Origin of the sequence: Intrasporangium chromatireducens Q5-1, from assembly GCF_000576575.1 — a bacterium.
Taxonomy (GTDB): Bacteria; Actinomycetota; Actinomycetes; order Actinomycetales; family Dermatophilaceae; genus Intrasporangium_A; species Intrasporangium_A chromatireducens.
Window position 1 is genome coordinate 1 of sequence record NZ_AWQS01000074.1, and the last position, 17,614, is coordinate 17,614.

General features: G+C 70.6%; 15 protein-coding genes. 14 read left to right on the forward strand and 1 reads right to left on the reverse strand.

The annotated features are described in order from the left end of the window. The 11 genes from N864_RS10650 to N864_RS10700 all read left to right on the forward strand — a co-directional run. A partial coding sequence (locus tag N864_RS10650; protein WP_034716342.1) for a molybdopterin dinucleotide binding domain-containing protein occupies positions 1-928 on the forward strand: 928 nt, incomplete at its 5' end. Next, positions 925-2,334, forward strand: a complete 1,410-nt coding sequence (gene nuoH / locus N864_RS10655; RefSeq protein WP_034716346.1) for an NADH-quinone oxidoreductase subunit NuoH — start codon at positions 925-927, stop codon at positions 2,332-2,334. The genes N864_RS10650 and nuoH, both read left to right, overlap by 4 nt. After that, positions 2,327-3,013, forward strand: a complete 687-nt coding sequence (nuoI, locus tag N864_RS10660) for an NADH-quinone oxidoreductase subunit NuoI (protein ID WP_081793694.1) — start codon at positions 2,327-2,329, stop codon at positions 3,011-3,013. The genes nuoH and nuoI overlap by 8 nt, the downstream gene beginning before the upstream one ends. Beyond that, positions 3,010-3,798, forward strand: a complete 789-nt coding sequence (locus N864_RS10665; protein WP_034716348.1) for an NADH-quinone oxidoreductase subunit J — start codon at positions 3,010-3,012, stop codon at positions 3,796-3,798. The genes nuoI and N864_RS10665 overlap by 4 nt, the downstream gene beginning before the upstream one ends. Beyond that, positions 3,795-4,094: an NADH-quinone oxidoreductase subunit NuoK gene (gene nuoK, locus N864_RS10670; protein ID WP_034716351.1), complete on the forward strand. Its 300-nt coding sequence runs from the start codon at positions 3,795-3,797 to the stop codon at positions 4,092-4,094. Before N864_RS10665 ends, nuoK begins: the two co-directional genes overlap by 4 nt. A gap of 13 nt (positions 4,095-4,107) precedes the next feature. After that, the gene (nuoL, locus tag N864_RS10675; protein ID WP_034716353.1) at positions 4,108-6,087 is read left to right on the forward strand and encodes an NADH-quinone oxidoreductase subunit L; all 1,980 of its coding nucleotides are present in this window, start codon (positions 4,108-4,110) and stop codon (positions 6,085-6,087) included. Positions 6,088-6,095: 8 nt separating this feature from the next. Further along, positions 6,096-7,622, forward strand: a complete 1,527-nt coding sequence (locus N864_RS10680) for an NADH-quinone oxidoreductase subunit M (protein ID WP_034716356.1) — start codon at positions 6,096-6,098, stop codon at positions 7,620-7,622. After that, the gene (nuoN, locus tag N864_RS10685) at positions 7,619-9,211 is read left to right on the forward strand and encodes an NADH-quinone oxidoreductase subunit NuoN (protein WP_034716359.1); all 1,593 of its coding nucleotides are present in this window, start codon (positions 7,619-7,621) and stop codon (positions 9,209-9,211) included. Before N864_RS10680 ends, nuoN begins: the two co-directional genes overlap by 4 nt. A gap of 17 nt (positions 9,212-9,228) precedes the next feature. Then, positions 9,229-10,239 (forward strand): polyprenyl synthetase family protein, encoded by a 1,011-nt coding sequence (locus N864_RS10690; protein ID WP_034716362.1) that lies wholly within the window; start codon positions 9,229-9,231, stop codon positions 10,237-10,239. Between the two features lie 159 nt (positions 10,240-10,398). Next, positions 10,399-11,559 (forward strand): alanine racemase, encoded by a 1,161-nt coding sequence (locus N864_RS10695; protein ID WP_034716365.1) that lies wholly within the window; start codon positions 10,399-10,401, stop codon positions 11,557-11,559. After that, positions 11,552-12,883, forward strand: coding sequence for a D-arabinono-1,4-lactone oxidase (locus N864_RS10700; RefSeq protein ID WP_034716367.1), 1,332 nt, complete (start codon positions 11,552-11,554; stop codon positions 12,881-12,883). Before N864_RS10695 ends, N864_RS10700 begins: the two co-directional genes overlap by 8 nt. A 122-nt stretch (positions 12,884-13,005) precedes the next feature. Here the strand turns inward: N864_RS10700 and N864_RS10705 are convergent, their stop codons facing one another. Continuing rightward, positions 13,006-14,412, reverse strand: coding sequence for a class II fumarate hydratase (locus N864_RS10705; RefSeq protein ID WP_155892900.1), 1,407 nt, complete (start codon positions 14,410-14,412; stop codon positions 13,006-13,008). Between the two features lie 52 nt (positions 14,413-14,464). On the opposite strand from N864_RS10705, the gene N864_RS10710 reads away from it, so the two are divergent. Genes N864_RS10710 through N864_RS10720 form a run of 3 tightly spaced genes read left to right on the forward strand, consistent with a single transcriptional unit; the run spans position 14,465 to position 17,429 of the window. Then, complete coding sequence (locus tag N864_RS10710) at positions 14,465-15,331, forward strand: (Fe-S)-binding protein (RefSeq protein WP_081793696.1); 867 nt, start codon at positions 14,465-14,467, stop codon at positions 15,329-15,331. Next, the gene (locus N864_RS10715) at positions 15,328-16,776 is read left to right on the forward strand and encodes a LutB/LldF family L-lactate oxidation iron-sulfur protein (protein WP_034716370.1); all 1,449 of its coding nucleotides are present in this window, start codon (positions 15,328-15,330) and stop codon (positions 16,774-16,776) included. The genes N864_RS10710 and N864_RS10715 overlap by 4 nt, the downstream gene beginning before the upstream one ends. Next, a complete protein-coding gene (locus tag N864_RS10720) occupies positions 16,773-17,429 on the forward strand; it encodes a LutC/YkgG family protein (protein WP_034716373.1) in 657 nt (218 codons plus the stop codon). Before N864_RS10715 ends, N864_RS10720 begins: the two co-directional genes overlap by 4 nt. Positions 17,430-17,614 lie beyond the last annotated feature (185 nt).

Sequence of the window (17,614 nt, forward strand, 5' to 3'; positions counted from 1 at the left end):
CAAGGGCGCGCGCCTCGCGTGGGTGCCCCGGCGCGCCGGTGAGCGCGGTGCGCTCGAGGCCGGCGCCATCGGCAACCTGCTGCCCGGTGGCCGCCCGGTCACCGACCCGGCCGCACGGGCCGAGGTCGCCGCCGTCTGGGAGAGCGGCTCGCTGCCTGAGACCCCCGGTCGCGACACTGCGGGCATCATCGCCGCGGCAGCGGACGGCACCCTCGACGCGCTCGTCGTCGGCGGCGTCGACCCGGTCGACCTGGGGCTCGCCGACGCCGCCGTCGCACTCGAGCGCGCCTTCGTCGTCTCGCTCGAGCTGCGCGAGTCGACCGTCACCGCCGTCGCGGACGTCGTCCTGCCGGTCGCCCCGCACGCCCAGAAGACGGGCAGCTTCGTCGACTGGGAGGGCCGGGTCCGCCCGTTCGACATCGCCCTGACGACGAACGCCGTGAGTGACTACCGCGCCATCGACATGCTCGCGAGCGAGATGGGCCACTTCCTCGAGACGCGCACCCACACCGAGATCCAGGCCCAGTTCGAGGCGCTCGGTCCGTGGACCGGGGCTCGGCCGACCGCCGCGGCGACGCCGCCGGCACCGGCCGTCACGCCGGGCACGGGGGAGTTCGTCCTCGCCACGTGGGCCACGCTCCTCGACGCCGGCCGCATGCAGGACGGCGAGCCGTTCCTGGCCGGCACCGCGGCGCGCACCGTCGCCCGCGTCTCGCCCGGCTCGGCGACCTGGCTGGGCCTCGGTGACGGCGACACTGTCACCGTGACCGGTCCGGCCGGTGCGGTCACCGTGCCGCTCCTCGTCGTCGCCGACATGGTCGACGGCGTCGTGTGGCTGCCGACCAACTCCCGGGGCTGCTCCGTCCACGCCGACCTCGGCGCTCGGGCGGGCGACCACGTCACCGTCACGAAGGGTGGTGTCGCATGACACTCAGCTCAGCGGCATACGGACTGCTCGGTGCCCTCCCGGCGACCGACAACCCGTCCGCCGACTTCAGCGACACGCCGTGGTGGGTGGCGCTCATCAAGGCGCTCGTCATCTTCGTCTACCTGCTCATCTCGACGCTGCTCGTCATCTGGTTCGAGCGACGCATCATCGGGCGCATGCAGCAGCGGCCGGGCCCGAACCGCAACGGCCCCTTCGGCCTGCTGCAGACGCTCGCCGACGGCGCCAAGCTGATGCTCAAGGAAGACATCACGCCGGCCAAGGCCGACAAGATCATCTACCTGCTCGCCCCGCTCATCGCCGGCACGATGGCCTTCGTCTCCTTCGCGATCATCCCGTTCGGCGGCGAGGTGTGGATGTTCGGGCACCGGACGCCGCTGCAGCTGACCGACGTGCCCGTCGCGGTGCTGCTCGTGCTGGCCGTCGCCTCGGTCGGTGTCTACGGCATCATCCTGGCCGGCTGGTCCTCCGGCTCGACCTACCCGCTCCTCGGTGGGCTGCGCTCCACCGCGCAGGTCATCTCCTACGAGATCGCCATGGGCCTCTCGCTCGTCGCGATCTTCCTGTTCAGCGGCTCGATGTCGACCTCGCAGATCGTCGCGGCGCAGAGCTCGCTGTGGTACATCCTGCCGGCGTTCTTCAGCTTCGCCGTCTACGTCATCACGATGGTCGGCGAGACCAACCGGCTGCCGTTCGACCTCGCCGAGGGCGAGGGCGAGCTGACCGGTGGCTTCCACACCGAGTACTCCTCGATGCGGTTCGCGATGTTCTTCCTCGGCGAGTACATCAACATGTTCACCGTCGCGGCGCTCGCCACGACGATGTTCCTCGGCGGCTGGCAGGCCCCGCCGTTCATCGCGGCGATCAACAACGGGATGTTCAACCACGGTTGGTGGGGAATCCTCTGGTTCACCATCAAGATGTGGATCTTCATCTTCGGCTTCGTCTGGCTGCGCGGCTCGCTGCCCCGCACCCGCTACGACCAGTTCATGCGGTTCGGCTGGAAGTTCCTCATCCCGATCACGCTCGCGTGGGTCGTCGCCGTCGCCTTCATCCGGGGTGCCCAGCTCGGCTTCCTCGGTGAGGGGACCGTCACCGTCGGCCCGCTCGGCTTCAACACCTCGACGCTCGTCATCGTCGCGGTCGTCGCCGTCATCGCCCTCGCCGTCGCCTGGGTGTGGGACGGCCGCCGGGAGGCGCGGCTCGCCGCCGAGCAGGTGTCCCCGCCCGAGGAGATCGACCCGTTCGCCGGGGGCCACCCCGTCCCGCCCCTGCCCGGGCAGCGCCTGCGTGAGCCGAGTGTCGCGCTCACCGCGGGCGGCTCGAGTGGGGAGTCCGTCGTGAGCGGCGGCACCGTCACCGCCGTCAAGGAGGAGGACCATGGCTGACGACAACAGCGTCGGCGCACCGCTGCCGCAGGACGGCAGCGCCAGGCAGCTGCCGAGCGGCTCCGACCGTGGAGACGAGAAGTCGTCGGGCTTCTGGTCCGACCTGTTCGCGCCCGTCGCCGGGTTCGGCGTCTCGTTCTCGACGATGTTCCGCAAGGTCGCGACCGAGGAGTACCCGGAGAAGCCACGCCCGACCGCGCCGCGCTACCACGGGCGCCACCAGCTCAACCGGCACCCCGACGGGCTCGAGAAGTGCGTCGGCTGCGAGCTGTGCGCGTGGGCCTGCCCGGCCGACGCGATCCTCGTCGAGGGTGCGGACAACGACGACAGTCCGGATGGTGCCGGTCGGTTCTCACCGGGGGAGCGCTACGGCCGCGTCTACCAGATCAACTACCTGCGGTGCATCTTCTGCGGGTACTGCATCGAGGCCTGCCCGACCCGCGCCCTGACGATGACGAACTTCTACGAGCTCGCCGACAACGACCGCGGCAAGCTGATCTTCACCAAGGACCAGCTGCTCGCGCCGCTCCAGGAGGGCATGCTCCAGCCGCCGTTCCCGATGGCCGAGGGCATGAACGAGAAGGACTACTACCGCGGTAAGGTCTCCGGGCCGACGGACGGGCAGCGCGAGTACGTCGACGCCCGTGACGCGCGCATCGACGAGGAGATGAGCCAGTGACCAGCACCGCTGAAGCCGTCGCCTTCTGGATCCTCGGGCCGCTCGCGGTCCTCGGCGCGCTCGGCCTGATCTTCGCCCGCAAGGCGGTCCACGCCGCCCTCGGGATGGCTCTGACCATGGTCACCCTCGGCGTGTTCTACCTGATCGAGAAGGCCGACTTCCTCGGCGTCATCCAGATCTTCGTCTACACCGGCGCGGTCATGATGATCTTCCTGTTCGTCATCATGCTCGTCGGTGTCGACTCGTCCGACTCGCTGCTCGAGACGATCAAGGGCCAGCGCTGGTGGTCGTTCATCTTCGTCATCGGGCTGGCCGGGCTGCTCATCTTCACGCTGGGCCAGGTCACCTTCGACGCCAAGACGGTGCAGGCCGGCATGGACCGGCTCGTCGCCAACAACAACGCCACCGGCAACGTGACGGGCATCGCCGAGAAGATCTTCGGCCAGTACGTCTGGGCCTTCGAGGTCACCTCGGCGCTGCTCATCACCGCGGCGCTCGGCGCGATGGTGCTCGCCCACCGCGAGCGGATCGTCCCGAAGCGCACCCAGGCCGAGTGGGCCGCCCGGCGCGTCAAGGAGAACCAGGACGTCGCCGGTCTGCCCGCCCCGGGTGTCTACGCGCGGCACAACGCCGTCGACACCCCGGCACTGCTGCCCGACGGGCGCCCCGCGGCCAAGTCGGTCTCCCGCGTCCTCGTCGCCCGTGACCAGGTCGCCCGGACGGACGGCTACCGCGACGTCGAGCGCTACATCGAGCGCGAGATCGAGGAGGGACGCCAGAAGTGAGCCCCATGCACTACATCTACCTGTCGGTGCTGCTCTTCGCCATCGGCGGTGCCACCGTGCTCGTGCGACGCAACGCGATCATCGTCTTCATGGGCGTCGAGCTGATGCTCAACGCGACGAACCTCGCCCTCGTCACCTTCTCGCGGATGCACGGTGACCTCGACGGACAGGTGATGGCCCTGTTCGTCATGGTCGTCGCCGCCGCGGAGGTCGTCGTCGGGCTCGCCATCATCATGGCGATCTTCCGTGCCCGCCGCTCGGCCTCGGTCGACGACGCCAACCTGCTGAAGCTGTAAGGAGCTCCCAGGCATGCCAACTGCTCTTCCGAGCCTGCTCAGTTCCGCGGGGACGTATGCCGCTGGGCTCGCCACGCACGACGGCGAGGCGCACGCGGCGACGGGCTTCACGTCATACGCGTGGCTGCTCGTCGCGCTCCCGCTCGTCGGCACGGCGATCCTGCTCATCGGCGGGCGACGCACCGACAAGTGGGGCGCGCTGCTCGCCACCGCGCTGTCGTGGGCGGCGTTCCTCGTCGGGCTCGTCATCTTCTTCCAGATGCTCGGGCGCGACGCCGGCAACCGTGCCCAGACCGTGCAGCTGTACGAGTGGGTGACCGGCGGGTCGTTCCAGGTCCAGGCCGGGCTGCTCGTCGACCAGCTGTCGATGGCCTTCGTCCTGCTCATCACCTTCGTCGGCTCGCTCATCCACGTCTACTCGCTCGGCTACATGGAGCACGACCCCGACAAGCGGCGGTTCTTCGCCTATCTCAACTTCTTCGTCGCGTCGATGCTGCTGCTCGTGCTGGCCAACTCTTACCTGCTGCTCTACGTCGGCTGGGAGGGCGTCGGTCTCGCGTCGTGGCTGCTCATCGGCTTCTGGAACTGGAACCCGGCCTACGCCACCGCCGCGAACAAGGCGTTCTTCGCCAACCGGGTCGGTGACTTCGGCCTGTCCGTCGCGATGTTCATCATGTTCTTCCACTTCGGCTCCGTGGACTTCACCACGGTCAACGCCGGGGTCGCGGGGCTGCAGGGCGCCCACCAGGGCTTCATGACGGCGATCGGCCTGATGCTCCTGCTCGCCGCCTGCGGCAAGTCGGCGCAGTTCCCGCTGCAGAGCTGGCTCGGCGACGCGATGGCCGGCCCGACACCGGTCTCGGCGCTGATCCACGCGGCGACGATGGTCACCGCCGGCGTCTACCTCGTCGTGCGCTCCCACGTCATCTTCGAGGCCTCGCCGACCGCCCAGCTCGTCGTCGTCATCGTCGGCGCCATCACGCTCCTGTTCGGGGCGATCGTCGGCTGCGCCAAGGACGACATCAAGAAGGCGCTGGCCGCCTCGACGATGTCGCAGATCGGCTACATGATGCTGGCCGCGGGGCTCGGCCCGATCGGCTACGCCTTCGCGATCTTCCACCTGCTCACGCACGGCTTCTTCAAGGCCGGCATGTTTCTCGGGGCCGGCTCGGTCATGCACGGCATGAACGACCAGGTCGACATGCGCCGCTTCGGTGGGCTGTCCGGCGTCATGAAGATCACCTGGATCACCTTCGGCATCGGCTGGCTCGCGATCCTCGGTGTCCCGCCGTTCGCCGGCTTCTGGAGCAAGGACAAGATCATCGAGGCCGCGTTCGTCGGCGAGGGGTGGCGGCCCTGGGTCTTCGGACTGGCCGCGCTCATCGGCGCCGGCATCACCGCCTTCTACATGTCGCGCCTGTTCTTCATGACCTTCCACGGCAAGCGGCGCTGGACCGACGACGTGCACCCGCACGAGTCGCCGAGCACGATGACGGTGCCGATGATGGTCCTCGCCGTCGGCTCGGCCCTGCTCGGCCTCGTCCTCGGCCCGACGGGCGCCATCACGTCCTGGCTCGAGCCGGTCAGCGGCGCCGCGGCGGAGCACGAGCCGGTGCTCGCCGTGCCGGTGCTGATGGCCCTGACCCTCCTGGTCGTCCTCGCCGGCGCCGCCTTCGCGTGGCTGCGCTACTGGCGTGACGAGGTCCCGCTCACGGCCCCGGCCGGCAACCTGCTGACCCAGGCCGCGCGCAAGGACCTCTACCAGGACCAGGTCAACGAGGCCCTCCTGATGCGGCCCGGCATCCACCTGACCCGCTCGCTCGTCTTCGCCGACGGCGAGGGCGTCGACGGTGCCGCCGGTGGCCTGGCGGCCCTCGTCGGTGGCTGGTCCGCCCGGATGCGCAAGATCCAGAACGGGTTCGCCCGGTCCTACGCACTGACGATGCTCGCGGGCATCGTCGCGATCCTCGGAGCACTGTGGGTGATTCAGTGATGTCAGAGATGTCCAGTGTTCCGTGGCTGACGCTGCTCATGGTGATCCCCCTCGTGGGATCGGCAGTCGTCGCCTTCCTGCCCGGCTCGGCCGAGCAGGCCAAGCGCATCGCGCTCGGCTTCTCGCTCGTGACCCTGGTGCTCGGTGTCGTCGCCGCGACGCAGTACAAGTCCGGCGGCACGGCGCAGTTCCAGCTCGCCGAGCAGCACGCGTGGATCCCGCAGTTCGGCGTCAGCTATGCGCTCGGGGTCGACGGCATCGCCCTCGTGCTGATCCTCATGTCGCTCGTCCTGACGCCGGTCTGCCTGCTGGCCGCCTGGCACGACGTGCCCGAGGACATCGACGGGGCCCGCCGCACGAAGGCCTACTTCGCGCTCCTGCTCGTCCTCGAGACGTTCATGGTCGGTGTCTTCGCCGCGACCGACGTGTTCCTCTTCTACGTCTTCTTCGAGGCGATGCTCATCCCGGTGTACTTCCTCATCGGGCGCTTCGGTGGAGCACGCCGGCAGTACGCCGCGATGAAGTTCCTGCTCTTCTCGCTCGCGGGCGGGCTCATCATGCTCGTCGCGGTCATCGCGCTCTACCTGCAGGGCCCGGGTGGCGCCGACGGCTTCCTCATCGCGAAGCTGACCGGCCTGTCCCTCGACCCGACGACCGAGCGGCTGCTCTGGGTCGGCTTCTTCATCGCCTTCGCGATCAAGGCGCCAATGGTGCCGGTCCACACCTGGCTGCCCGACGCGGCGACCGAGTCGACCCCGGCCACCGCGACCCTGCTCGTCGGTGTCCTCGACAAGGTCGGCACCTTCGGGATGATCCGCTTCTGCCTGCAGCTGTTCCCCAACGCCAGCGAGTGGGCCACCCCCCTCGTCGTCGTCCTCGCCGTCATCTCGGTCCTCTACGGCGCGCTGCTCGCCATCGGGCAGACCGACATGATGCGCCTGATCGCCTACACGTCGATCAGCCACTTCGGCTTCATCGTCCTCGGCATCTTCGCCGTGACGAACGTGGCCGGCGCGGGTGCCTCGCTCTACATGCTCAACCACGGGTTCTCGACCGCGGCGCTGTTCCTCATCGCCGCGATGTTCATCCGGCGGCGGGGGAGCAAACGCATCCCCGACTTCGGCGGCTGGCAGCGGGTCACGCCGGGCATCGCCGGGGCGTTCCTCATCGCCGGCCTGTCCACCCTCGCCCTGCCGGGCCTGTCGAGCTTCGTGTCCGAGTTCCTCGTGCTCGTCGGCACCTTCGGTGCGCACCCGGTGGCCGCCGTCCTGTCGTGCACGGCGATCATCCTCGCCGCGCTCTACATCCTGCTCTGGTACAAGCGCGTCATGACCGGGCCGAAGCCAGAGGGCCTCACCGGCGTGCGTGACTGGTCGCTGCGGGAGAAGTGGGTCGCGGCCCCGCTCATCGCGTTCTTCATCGTCATCGGCCTCTACCCGAAGCCGGCGCTCGACGTGATCAACCCGGCTGTCGACAAGACACTGTCGTACGTCCACACCAACGCCGCCACCGTGGCTGAAGGGAGCACGAAGTGACCGCCGTCGCTCCGGCCGCTTTCCAGCAGGCAAACATCGACTACCTGGCGGTCCTGCCGCTGCTCATCGTGTTCGGTGCGGCCCTCGTCGGCGTCCTCGTCGAGGCGTTCGTGCCGCGCGAGCGCAGGCACACCATCCAGCTCACCATCTCGGTCGCGAGCCTCGTGCTGGCCTTCGTCGCCATCCTCTTCGCGACGAAGCACCAGGGCCTGACCTTCGGCTACACCGACGGTGCGACGAGCCGACGGCTGTTTGCCCTCGCCATCGACGGGCCGGCCCTGTTCATGCAGGGGGCGCTCGTCCTGATGGGCGTCCTCGGCATCCTCATCATGGCGGAGCGCTTCGGCGGGGTCGGCTCCGACGCCTTCACCGCCAGTGGTGCCTCGACGCCGGGCTCGCCGATCGAGGCGGCCTCGGCGCGGGCCGGCCTGATCACCTCCGAGGTCTTCCCGCTCACCCTCTTCGCGATCGGCGGGATGATGCTCTTCCCGACGGTCAACGACCTCATCGGCATGTTCATCGCCCTCGAGGTGCTCTCGCTGCCGCTCTACATCCTCTCCGGGCTCGCCCGTCGCCGGCGGCTGCTGTCCCAGGAGGCGTCGCTGAAGTACTTCCTGCTCGGCGCGTTCAGCTCGGCCTTCTTCCTCTTCGGCACGGCCCTGCTCTACGGCTACGCCGGCTCGGTCTACTTCGGTGACCTCAGCAAGGCGGTCAGCGACACCTCCCTCGGCCTCAACGGGCTGCTCGTCGCGGGCGCGTTCCTCGTCTTCGTCGGGCTGCTCTTCAAGGTTGGTGCGGTGCCGTTCCACGCGTGGACCCCGGACGTCTACCAGGGCGCGCCGACCCCCGTCACCGGGTTCATGGCTGCCTGCACCAAGGCGGCCGCCTTCGGGGCGATCCTCCGGCTCGCCTACGTCGGCCTCGACACGGCGAGCTGGCAGTGGCAGAACGCCGTCATCATCGTGGCGGTGCTGACGATGATCGTCGGTGCGGTCCTGTCGGTGACGCAGACCGACATGAAGCGGCTGCTTGCCTACTCCTCGATCGCCCACGCCGGCTTCGTCCTCGTCGGCGTCCTCGCCTTCGACCAGCGCGGCGTCAGCTCGGTGCTCTTCTACGTCGTGGCCTACGGCTTCTCCATCATCGCGGCGTTCGGGCTCGTCACCCTGGTCCGCCAGGACGGCGGCGAGGCGACGCACCTGTCCCAGTGGGCCGGTCTCGGCAAGTCGCACCCGGTCATTGCCGGCACGATGGCCTTCCTGATGCTCGCCTTCGCCGGCATCCCCTTGACGTCCGGCTTCGTCGCGAAGTTCGCGGTGTTCGCTGCCGCGATCGGCACTGGCGGCGCGACCGGCACCGTGCTGGTCGTCATCGGTGCCGTGTGCAGCGCGATCACGGTCTTCGTCTACGCCCGCGTCATCGTCCTGATGTTCTTCAGCGAGCCGGCCGACGACACGGTGGAGGTCCTGGTGCCCTCCGTCGGCACGACGTTCGCGATCGCGATCGGCACGCTCATCACGTTCGCCCTCGGCGTCGTCCCGTCGTCGCTGCTCGATCTCGCCGACCGCGCGTCGCAGTTCGTGCGCTGAGTGTTCCAAGGGTCTCCATGACGATGCACGCCACACCCCCGGTCCTGACGATTCCCGGGGCGACGCCCGAGCTGATGGCGCGCCTCGGGGACGGGCTCGCGCGGGTCGACGCCTTCCTCGAGGAAGTCGTCGACCACGACGACCCCTTCATCGCCCAGGCGTCCGGTCACCTCGCCGCGGCCGGGGGCAAGCGGTTCCGTCCGCTGCTGACCCTCCTCGCGGCCGAGCTCGGTGGTGGCGTCAACGACGACGTCATCCGCGCCGCGGCCGGGGTGGAGCTGACCCACCTCGCCTCGCTCTACCACGACGACGTCATGGACCAGGCCGAGGTGCGCCGGGGAGTCGCGTCGGCCAACGCGGCCTTCGACAACTCGACCGCGATCCTCGTCGGCGACCTGCTCTTCGGGAAGGCGTCCGAGATCGTCGCGCAGCTCGGCGCCGACGCCGTGCTCATTCAGGCGCAGACCTTCGTGCGCCTGTGCACCGGCCAGATCCGCGACGACCGGCCGTGCCCCCCGGGCACCGACCCGGTCGACTACTACCTCGGTGTCCTCGCCGACAAGACGGGCGCCCTCATTGCGACCGCGGGCCGTTACGGGGCGATGTTCAGCGGCGGCTCGCCCGCGCTCGTCGACATCATGCGCCAGTACGGCGAGAAGATCGGCGTCGCCTTTCAGCTCGCCGACGACGTCATCGACATCGCGTCCGAGACGGGGGAGTCGGGCAAGACGCCCGGCACGGACCTGCGCGAGGGTGTCGACACCCTCGCCGTGATCCGCGCCCGTGCGTCGCAGGACCCCGCGGACGCCCGCCTGCACGAGCTGCTCGACCGCGACCTGTCGCACGACGACGCCGGCGTCGAGGAGGCCCTCGCCCTGCTCCGCACGCATGCCGGGCTGAAGCAGGCGCGCGAGGAGACCTATGCGGTCGCCCGGGACGCCCAGCGACTCCTCGACCCGCTGCCGGACAGCCCCGCCAAGGCGGCCCTGCAGGCGCTCGCCATGGGGGTCGTCGACCGCGTCGGCTGACTCCATCCACCTCTTTCCCCGAACGGACCGTTCGCGGGCGAACTGGCCCGGTAGACCGCCCAGCTCGCCCCCGAACGACCAGTTCGGGCCCCGTCCGGAGGTCCTGCCTCCCAGACCGGTCCGCTGGGGGACAAGCCGGGCGTCGGTAGGGTCTGCTGCATGGCCCACCCCGCGATCGCCCCGCGCCTCAGCGCGGCTGTCCGCGGGCACCGGTTGCCGGCCGCCGTCGTGGACGTCGACACGTTCGACCGCAACGCGACCACCCTCGTCGGCCTGGCGCACGGCAAACCGATTCGGGTCGCCACGAAGTCGCTGCGGGTGCGGTCGCTCATCGAGCGGGTCCTCGAGCGGCCGGGCTTCGCGGGCCTGATGTGCTACTCGCTGGAGGAGGCGCTGACCTGGGCCCGCGCCGGGCACCGTGACGTGCTCGTCGCCTACCCGAGCGTCGACGTGCCGTCCCTGGAGCGCCTCAGCGCGGACCCGGCCCTCACCGCAGCCGTGACCCTCATGGTGGACAGCGTCGAGCACGTCGACTTCCTCGCCCGGCACGCGGCCGGCACCCGCCGGCTCCGGGTCGCCGTCGATGTCGACGCCTCGCTGCGGATCGGCCCGGCGCACCTGGGTGTCCGCCGCTCGCCGACGCGTACTGCCGCGGACGTCCAACAGGTGATCCGCCGGGCGCAGGCGCACCACCTCGACGTCGTCGGCCTCATGGTCTACGACGCGCAGATCGCAGGCCTGCCCGACTCGGCACTGACCCGGCCGGTCAAGGCGCGCTCGCATCGGGAGCTGACCGGTCGTCGCCGCGAGATCGTCGCTGCCGCAAGGCAGCTCGCTGACCTCGAGTTCGTCAACGGCGGAGGCACGGGAAGCCTCGCGCGGACCGGCGGGGACGCCGCGCTGACCGAGCTCGCGGCCGGCTCCGGGCTCTTCGCGCCGACCCTCTTCGACGGCTATGACAGCCTCTCGCTCGAGCCGGCCGCCGTCTTCGGGCTCCCCGTGGTCCGGCGCCCGGCCGCCGACGTCGTCACCGTGTTCTCCGGCGGCTACATCGCCTCGGGACCGCCGGGCTGGGACCGCGTCCCCGCGCCGCTGCCCGAGCAGGAGGTGCGCCTGCTCCGCACCGAGGGCGCCGGCGAGGTCCAGACACCGCTGCGCGGACCGGGTGCCAGGCGGCTGCGTCTCGGCGACCCCGTCTGGTTCCGGCACGCCAAGGCCGGGGAGCTCGCGGAGCGGTTCACGCAGGTGCTCCTGATGGAGCGCGGCAGGATCGTCGGCAGCGCGCCGACCTACCGAGGAGAGGGGCTGTGCCTTGGCTGACCGGGCGCACGGAGGCGACCGCGCGGTCTCCTGGACGAACTGGGCCGGCACCGAGACGAGCCGGCTGGCCCGCGTGGCCAGCCCGCGCGACGAGGACGAGGTCGCGGACGTCGTGCGTGCGGCGGCCGAGCGGGGTCTGCGCGTCAAGGCCGTCGGTGCCGGGCACTCCTTCACCGGTGCCGCCGTCACGGACGGCGTCCAGCTGCGCCTGACCCACCTCGCGGGAGTCACCTCCGTCGACTCCACGCGGGGCGAGGCCACCGTCCGGGCCGGGACCCCGCTGTGGCAGCTGAACCAGGAGCTGGCCCAGCTCGGCCTCGCGATGCCGAACCTCGGCGACATCGACCGGCAGACCATCGCCGGGGCGACGGCCACCGGCACCCACGGCACCGGCCTGCACCATCGGGGCCTGTCGGCGGGCCTCCGGGCGCTGCGGATCGTGCTCGCCGACGGGCAGGTGGTCAGCTGCTCGCCGACCCACCATGCTGAGCTCTTCCAGGCTGCGCGTCTCGGGCTCGGCGCGCTCGGGATCGTCACCGAGCTGACCATCGCCGTCGTGCCGGCCTTCCTGCTCCATGCGGTCGAGCGGCCGGAGCGGCTCGACGCCATCCTCGAGACGGTCGACGCGGAGGCGGCCGGCAACGACCACTTCGAGTTCTACTGGTTCCCGCACACCGACCGGGTCCTCACCAAGCGCAACAACCGGGTCGCCCCCGACGCCGCGAGGCAGCCGCTGCCCCGGTGGCGAGCCCGACTCGACGACGACCTGCTCAGCAACCGGGTGTTCGAGTGGACGAACCGCCTCACGCACCGGCTCCCGCGAACGACCAGGCAGGTCAACGCGATTGCCGCTCGGGCACTCACTGAGCGCGCCTACACCGAAACCTCCCACTCGGTGTTCGTCACCCCTCGGGACGTCCGGTTCATCGAGTCGGAGTGGGCCTTCCCGAGGGAAGCGCTACCGCACGTGTTGCAGGACCTGCGGTGCTGGCTCGACCGCCACGACGAGCAGATCAGCTTCCCCGTCGAGTGCCGCTTCGCCGCCGCCGACGACGTGTGGCTCTCGACGGCTCACGAGCGCGAGTCGTGCTACGTCGCGGTGCACCGCTACCACCGGCAGGACCCGGGGATGTACTTCGCCGCCTTCGAGTCGATCGCCGTGGCCCATGGTGGCCGACCGCACTGGGGCAAGCTGCACACCTGCGCGGCCCACTGGTTCCACGACGTCTACCCACGCTTCGGCGACTTCGTCGACGTGCGCGACCGGGTCGACCCCGAGCGCCGGTTCGGCAACCCCTACCTGGAGCGGGTCCTCGGGAGCTGACCCGGACCGGCCCTGCCGCAGTTGGCCGGCGTGGGGTGAGCGGCAGGGCGCTTTGAGCGGACGCGCGCTGAGCGGCATACCCCTGCTGTCGTATGCCGCCCAGCGGGCCTGCGCGCGGAAGGTCAGTGCGACTCGGGCGGGCGCGTCATCGCGAGGACGTCGAGCGCCTCGTCCAGCTGGGCCTCGGTGAGCTTGCCGTCCCCGACGAAGCCCTGCTCGATGACGACGTCGCGGATCGTGCGGCGCTCCTTGACCGCCTGCTTGACGACCTTGGCCGCGGCCTCGTAGCCGATGTAGCGGTTGAGCGGGGTGACGATCGACGGCGAGCTCTCCGCCAGCTCCCGCGCGTGCTCGGCCTCGGCGGTGATCCCGTCGACGCACCGGTCGGCGAGCAGCCGGGACGTCGCGGCGAGCAGGCGGATCGACTCGAGGATGTTCTTGGCGAGGACGGGCAGCATGACGTTGAGCTCGAAGTTGCCGGCCGCGCCCGCCGTCGTGACCGTCACGTCGTTGCCGATGACCTGGGCGCAGGCCATGAGGGTCGCCTCGCAGATGACCGGGTTGACCTTGCCCGGCATGATGCTCGAGCCGGGCTGCAGGTCGGGCAGGTGGATCTCGCCGAGACCGGTGCGCGGGCCGGACGACATCCAGCGGAGGTCGTTGCAGATCTTCGTCAGGCTGACCGCGACGACCTTGAGGGCGCCGGACAGCTCGACGACCGCGTCCTGGGTCGACTGGGCCTCGAAGTGGTTGTGCGCCTCGCTGAACCGGATGCCGCTCGACTGGGAGACCTTCTCGATCACCTTCTCCGCGAAGCCCGGTGCCGCGTTGAGGCCGGTGCCGGCGGCCGTGCCGCCCAAGGGCAGCTCGCTCGTGGCCGTGGCGGCGTGGGCGACGCGGCTGGCGCCGAGCTTGACCTGCCGGCGGTAGCCGCCGAACTCTTGCCCGAGCGTCACCGGGACGGCGTCCATGAGGTGGGTGCGCCCGGCCTTGACGACATCGGCGAACTCCTCCTCCTTGCGGGACAGGGACATCGCGAGGTGGTCGAGCGCGGGCACGAGCTCCTCGAGGGCCGCCTGGGTCGCCGCGATCCGCAGCGCGCTCGGGAAGGTGTCGTTGCTCGACTGGCCCATGTTGACGTGGTCGTTCGGGTGGACTTCGAGGTCGCTCTGCAGGTGGGCGAGCCGCGCGACGACCTCGTTGACGTTCATGTTCGTCGAGGTGCCCGAGCCGGTCTGGAAGACGTCGATCGGGAAGTGGTGGTCGTGCAGACCCTTGGCGACCTCGTCGGCGGCCGCGCTGATCGCGTCGGCCCGGTCGCGGTCGAGGCCGCCGAGCTCCGCGTTGACCTGCGCCGCGGCCGACTTGAGCCGCGCGAGGGCGTGGACGACCTCCGGCGGGACGCCCTGCCCGCTGATGGGGAAGTTCTCGACGGCCCGGGCGGTCTGCGCGCCCCACAGCGCGGAGGCCGGCACCTCCACCTCGCCCATCGAGTCGTGCTCGGTCCTGGTCTCCACTCGTTCGCTCATGCCCTCCATCATGCGACAGCGGTTTCGTGCGCGCCCCGCTACGCTCGGTCAGATGAAGGTGGCCCTCTTTGCGACCTGCTTCAACGACACGATGTGGCCCGGTACGCCCCGTGCGGTCGTGGTGCTCCTCGAGCGCCTCGGCTGCGAGGTGGAGTTCCCGACCGCCCAGACCTGCTGCGGTCAGGTCTTCACGAACACGGGGTATGCCGCTGAGGCCGTGCCGCTCGTCCGGTCCTTCGTCGACGTGTTCAGCTCCTACGACCATGTCGTCGTGCCATCGGGGTCCTGCACCGGCTCGATCCGGCAGCAGCACCGCGGGCTGGCCGAGCGGGCCGGGGACCCGGGGCTCGAGCGGGCCGTGACGGAGGTGACGCCTCGGGTCCACGAGCTGTCCGAGTTCCTCGTCGACGTGCTCGGCGTGACCGACGTCGGCGCCTACTTCCCGCACCGGGTGACCTACCACCCGACGTGCCACTCGCTGCGGATGATCCGCGTGGGCGAGCGCCCGTTGCAGCTGCTCCGGGCCGTGCGGGGGATCGACCTCGTGGAGCTGCCGGCCGCCGAGGAGTGCTGCGGCTTCGGCGGCACGTTCGCCATGAAGAATGCGGACGTGTCGGTGGCGATGGGCTTCGACAAGGCGCGCCACGTCAAGGAGACGGGGGCCGAGGTCGTCGTGGCCGGTGACAACTCGTGCCTGGCCCACATCGGCGGCCTGCTCTCGCGGGAGCGGGCCGGGGTGCAGACCCTGCACCTGGCCGAGGTGCTCGCCTCGACCGAGGAGCACCCGTGGACGCCCGAGCACTCTCCTCGAACGCAGCGTTCCGAGTCGAACGCGGCAGTACACGGCCGTGTCCGACCCCGAACACCGCGGTCGGGGGAGAGTGTGTCGGCGCCCGGGGGAGCGGAGGCGCTGTCATGAGCCGGACCTTCGTCGGCATGCCGAAGTTCCCCGTCGCGGCCAAGCAGGCCTTGGCCAACCCGCAGCTGCGACGCAACCTCAACCACGCGACCCACACCATCCGGGCCAAGCGGGGCCGAGTCGTCGGGGAAGTGGCCGACTGGGAGGAGCTGCGCCACCAGGGCGCCGAGGCCAAGGACCGGGTCCTGGCCCACCTCGACACCTACCTGCTCGAGCTCGAGGAGAAGCTGACCGCCGCCGGCGCGACGGTGCACTGGGCGCGCGACGCGGCCGAGGCGAACCGGATCGTCGTGTCGCTCGTGCAGGCGACCGGCAGCGAGGAGGTCGTCAAGGTCAAGTCGATGGCGACCCAGGAGATCGACCTCAACGGGGCCCTGGAGGCCGCCGGCATCCGCGCCTGGGAGACCGACCTCGCTGAGCTCATCGTCCAGCTCGGTGACGACCTGCCGAGCCACATCCTCGTGCCGGCGATCCACCGGAACCGGTCGGAGGTGCGCGAGATCTTCCTCCGGCAGATGGCCGGGGTGGGCCGCGCCGCACCGGAGGACCTCACCGACGAGCCGAGCCGCCTCGCGGAGGCCGCGCGCCTGCACCTGCGGGAGAAGTTCCTCCGCGCCAAGGTCGCTGTGTCCGGCGCGAACTTCGCCGTCGCGGAGACCGGCACCCTCGTCGTGGTCGAGTCGGAGGGCAACGGCCGGATGTGCCTCACCTTGCCGGAGACCCTCATCAGCGTCGTGGGGATCGAGAAGCTCGTCCCGACGTGGGACGACCTGTCCGTCTTCATGCGGCTGCTGCCGCGGTCGTCGACGGGGGAGCGGATGAACCCCTACACGTCGATGTGGACCGGCGTCACCGAGGGCGACGGCCCACAGGACGTCCACGTCGTGCTCGTCGACAACGGCCGCACCAACGTCCTCGCCGACGTCGTGGGCCGCCAGGCGCTGCGCTGCATCCGCTGCTCGGCGTGCCTCAACGTCTGCCCGGTCTACGAGCGCGTCGGGGGCCACGCGTACGGCTCCGTCTATCCCGGGCCGATCGGGGCGGTGCTCGTCCCGCAGCTCAAGGGCCTGACGGGCCCCCTCGAGCAGTCCCTGCCGTACGCGTCGTCGCTGTGCGGCGCGTGCTTCGACGTGTGCCCCGTCCGGATCGAGATTCCCGAGCTGCTCGTGCACCTGCGCGCCGCCGTCGTCGACCAGCACCGCGGCGGCCTGCCGTCCGGCGAGGCGCTCGCCATGCGGACCATGGCGTGGACGTTCGACCGCGCCCCACGGCTGGAGAAGGCGCAGAACCTCGCCACGGGGGTCGGCCGACTGCTCGGCGACCGGCACCGGCTCGGTCGGCTGCCCTGGCCCGCCTCCGCCTGGAGCACGGCCCGGGACGCGCCCGCTCCACCGAAGCAGACCTTCCGTCAGTGGTGGGACGAGACGCATGGGGAGCAGCGATGACGCCCAGCGCCAAGGACGAGGTCCTCGCTCGGGTGCGCAGCGCCCTGGCCGCGCCCGGGACCCACCACCCGAGGACCGACTCGCCGCCGACTGCGGTGAGCGGCATACCGACTCCCACGGAGCGGACGGAGGTCGTCGACCTCTTTGCGGAGCGGGTCGCCGACTACCGGGCCGTCGTCGAACGGGTGGGACGGGCCGGCGTGGCGCAGGCGGTCGTCGCCGCGCTCGCCGCGCACAGCGCCGAGTCGGTGGTCGTCCCCGAGGGGCTCGACGACGGCTGGGTCGCGGCGATCGGGGCGGCGACCCGGGTGGTGCATGAGCGGGACGTGAGCAACGCGCAGCTCGACGGCGTGGACGCGGTTGTGTCGACGGCCGCCGTCGGGATGGCCGTGCCCGGCACGATCGTGCTCGACCACGGGCCGGGACAGGGGCGCCGGGCACTGACGCTCGTGCCGGACTGCCATGTGTGCGTCGTCGACGCGGAGCAGGTCGTGCCGGACGTGCCGGAGGGCGTCGCCCGGCTGCGTGGGAGCGTCGACGCGGGGCGGGCGCTGACGTGGATCAGCGGCCCCAGCGCGACGAGCGACATCGAGCTCGAACGCGTCGAGGGCGTCCACGGGCCGCGCACCCTCCACGTCCTCATCTTCGAGTGAGCGCAAAGTCCGGTTGCGAACCGTCGACTGAGCGCAAACTCCGGTCGCGAACCGTCGACTGAGCGCAAACTCCGGTCGCGAACCATCGACTGAGCGCAAACTCCGGTCGCGAACCGTCGACTGAGCGCAAACTCCGGTTGCGGAGGTTGAGTGGACCGGAGAACGCGCTCACTCGACGGGCGAGA

Bases quoted from the DNA above. Each gene is read 5' to 3' on its own strand.
- nuoH (WP_034716346.1), top strand. From the start codon at position 925: ATGACACTCAGCTCAGCGGCATACGGACTGCTCGGTGCCCTCCCGGCG.
- nuoI (WP_081793694.1), top strand. From the start codon at position 2,327: ATGGCTGACGACAACAGCGTCGGCGCACCGCTGCCGCAGGACGGCAGC.
- nuoL (WP_034716353.1), top strand. From the start codon at position 4,108: ATGCCAACTGCTCTTCCGAGCCTGCTCAGTTCCGCGGGGACGTATGCC.
- N864_RS10680 (WP_034716356.1), top strand. From the start codon at position 6,096: ATGTCCAGTGTTCCGTGGCTGACGCTGCTCATGGTGATCCCCCTCGTG.
- N864_RS10690 (WP_034716362.1), top strand. From the start codon at position 9,229: ATGACGATGCACGCCACACCCCCGGTCCTGACGATTCCCGGGGCGACG.
- N864_RS10695 (WP_034716365.1), top strand. From the start codon at position 10,399: ATGGCCCACCCCGCGATCGCCCCGCGCCTCAGCGCGGCTGTCCGCGGG.
- N864_RS10705 (WP_155892900.1), bottom strand. From the start codon at position 14,412: ATGAGCGAACGAGTGGAGACCAGGACCGAGCACGACTCGATGGGCGAG.
- N864_RS10710 (WP_081793696.1), top strand. From the start codon at position 14,465: ATGAAGGTGGCCCTCTTTGCGACCTGCTTCAACGACACGATGTGGCCC.
- N864_RS10715 (WP_034716370.1), top strand. From the start codon at position 15,328: ATGAGCCGGACCTTCGTCGGCATGCCGAAGTTCCCCGTCGCGGCCAAG.
- N864_RS10720 (WP_034716373.1), top strand. From the start codon at position 16,773: ATGACGCCCAGCGCCAAGGACGAGGTCCTCGCTCGGGTGCGCAGCGCC.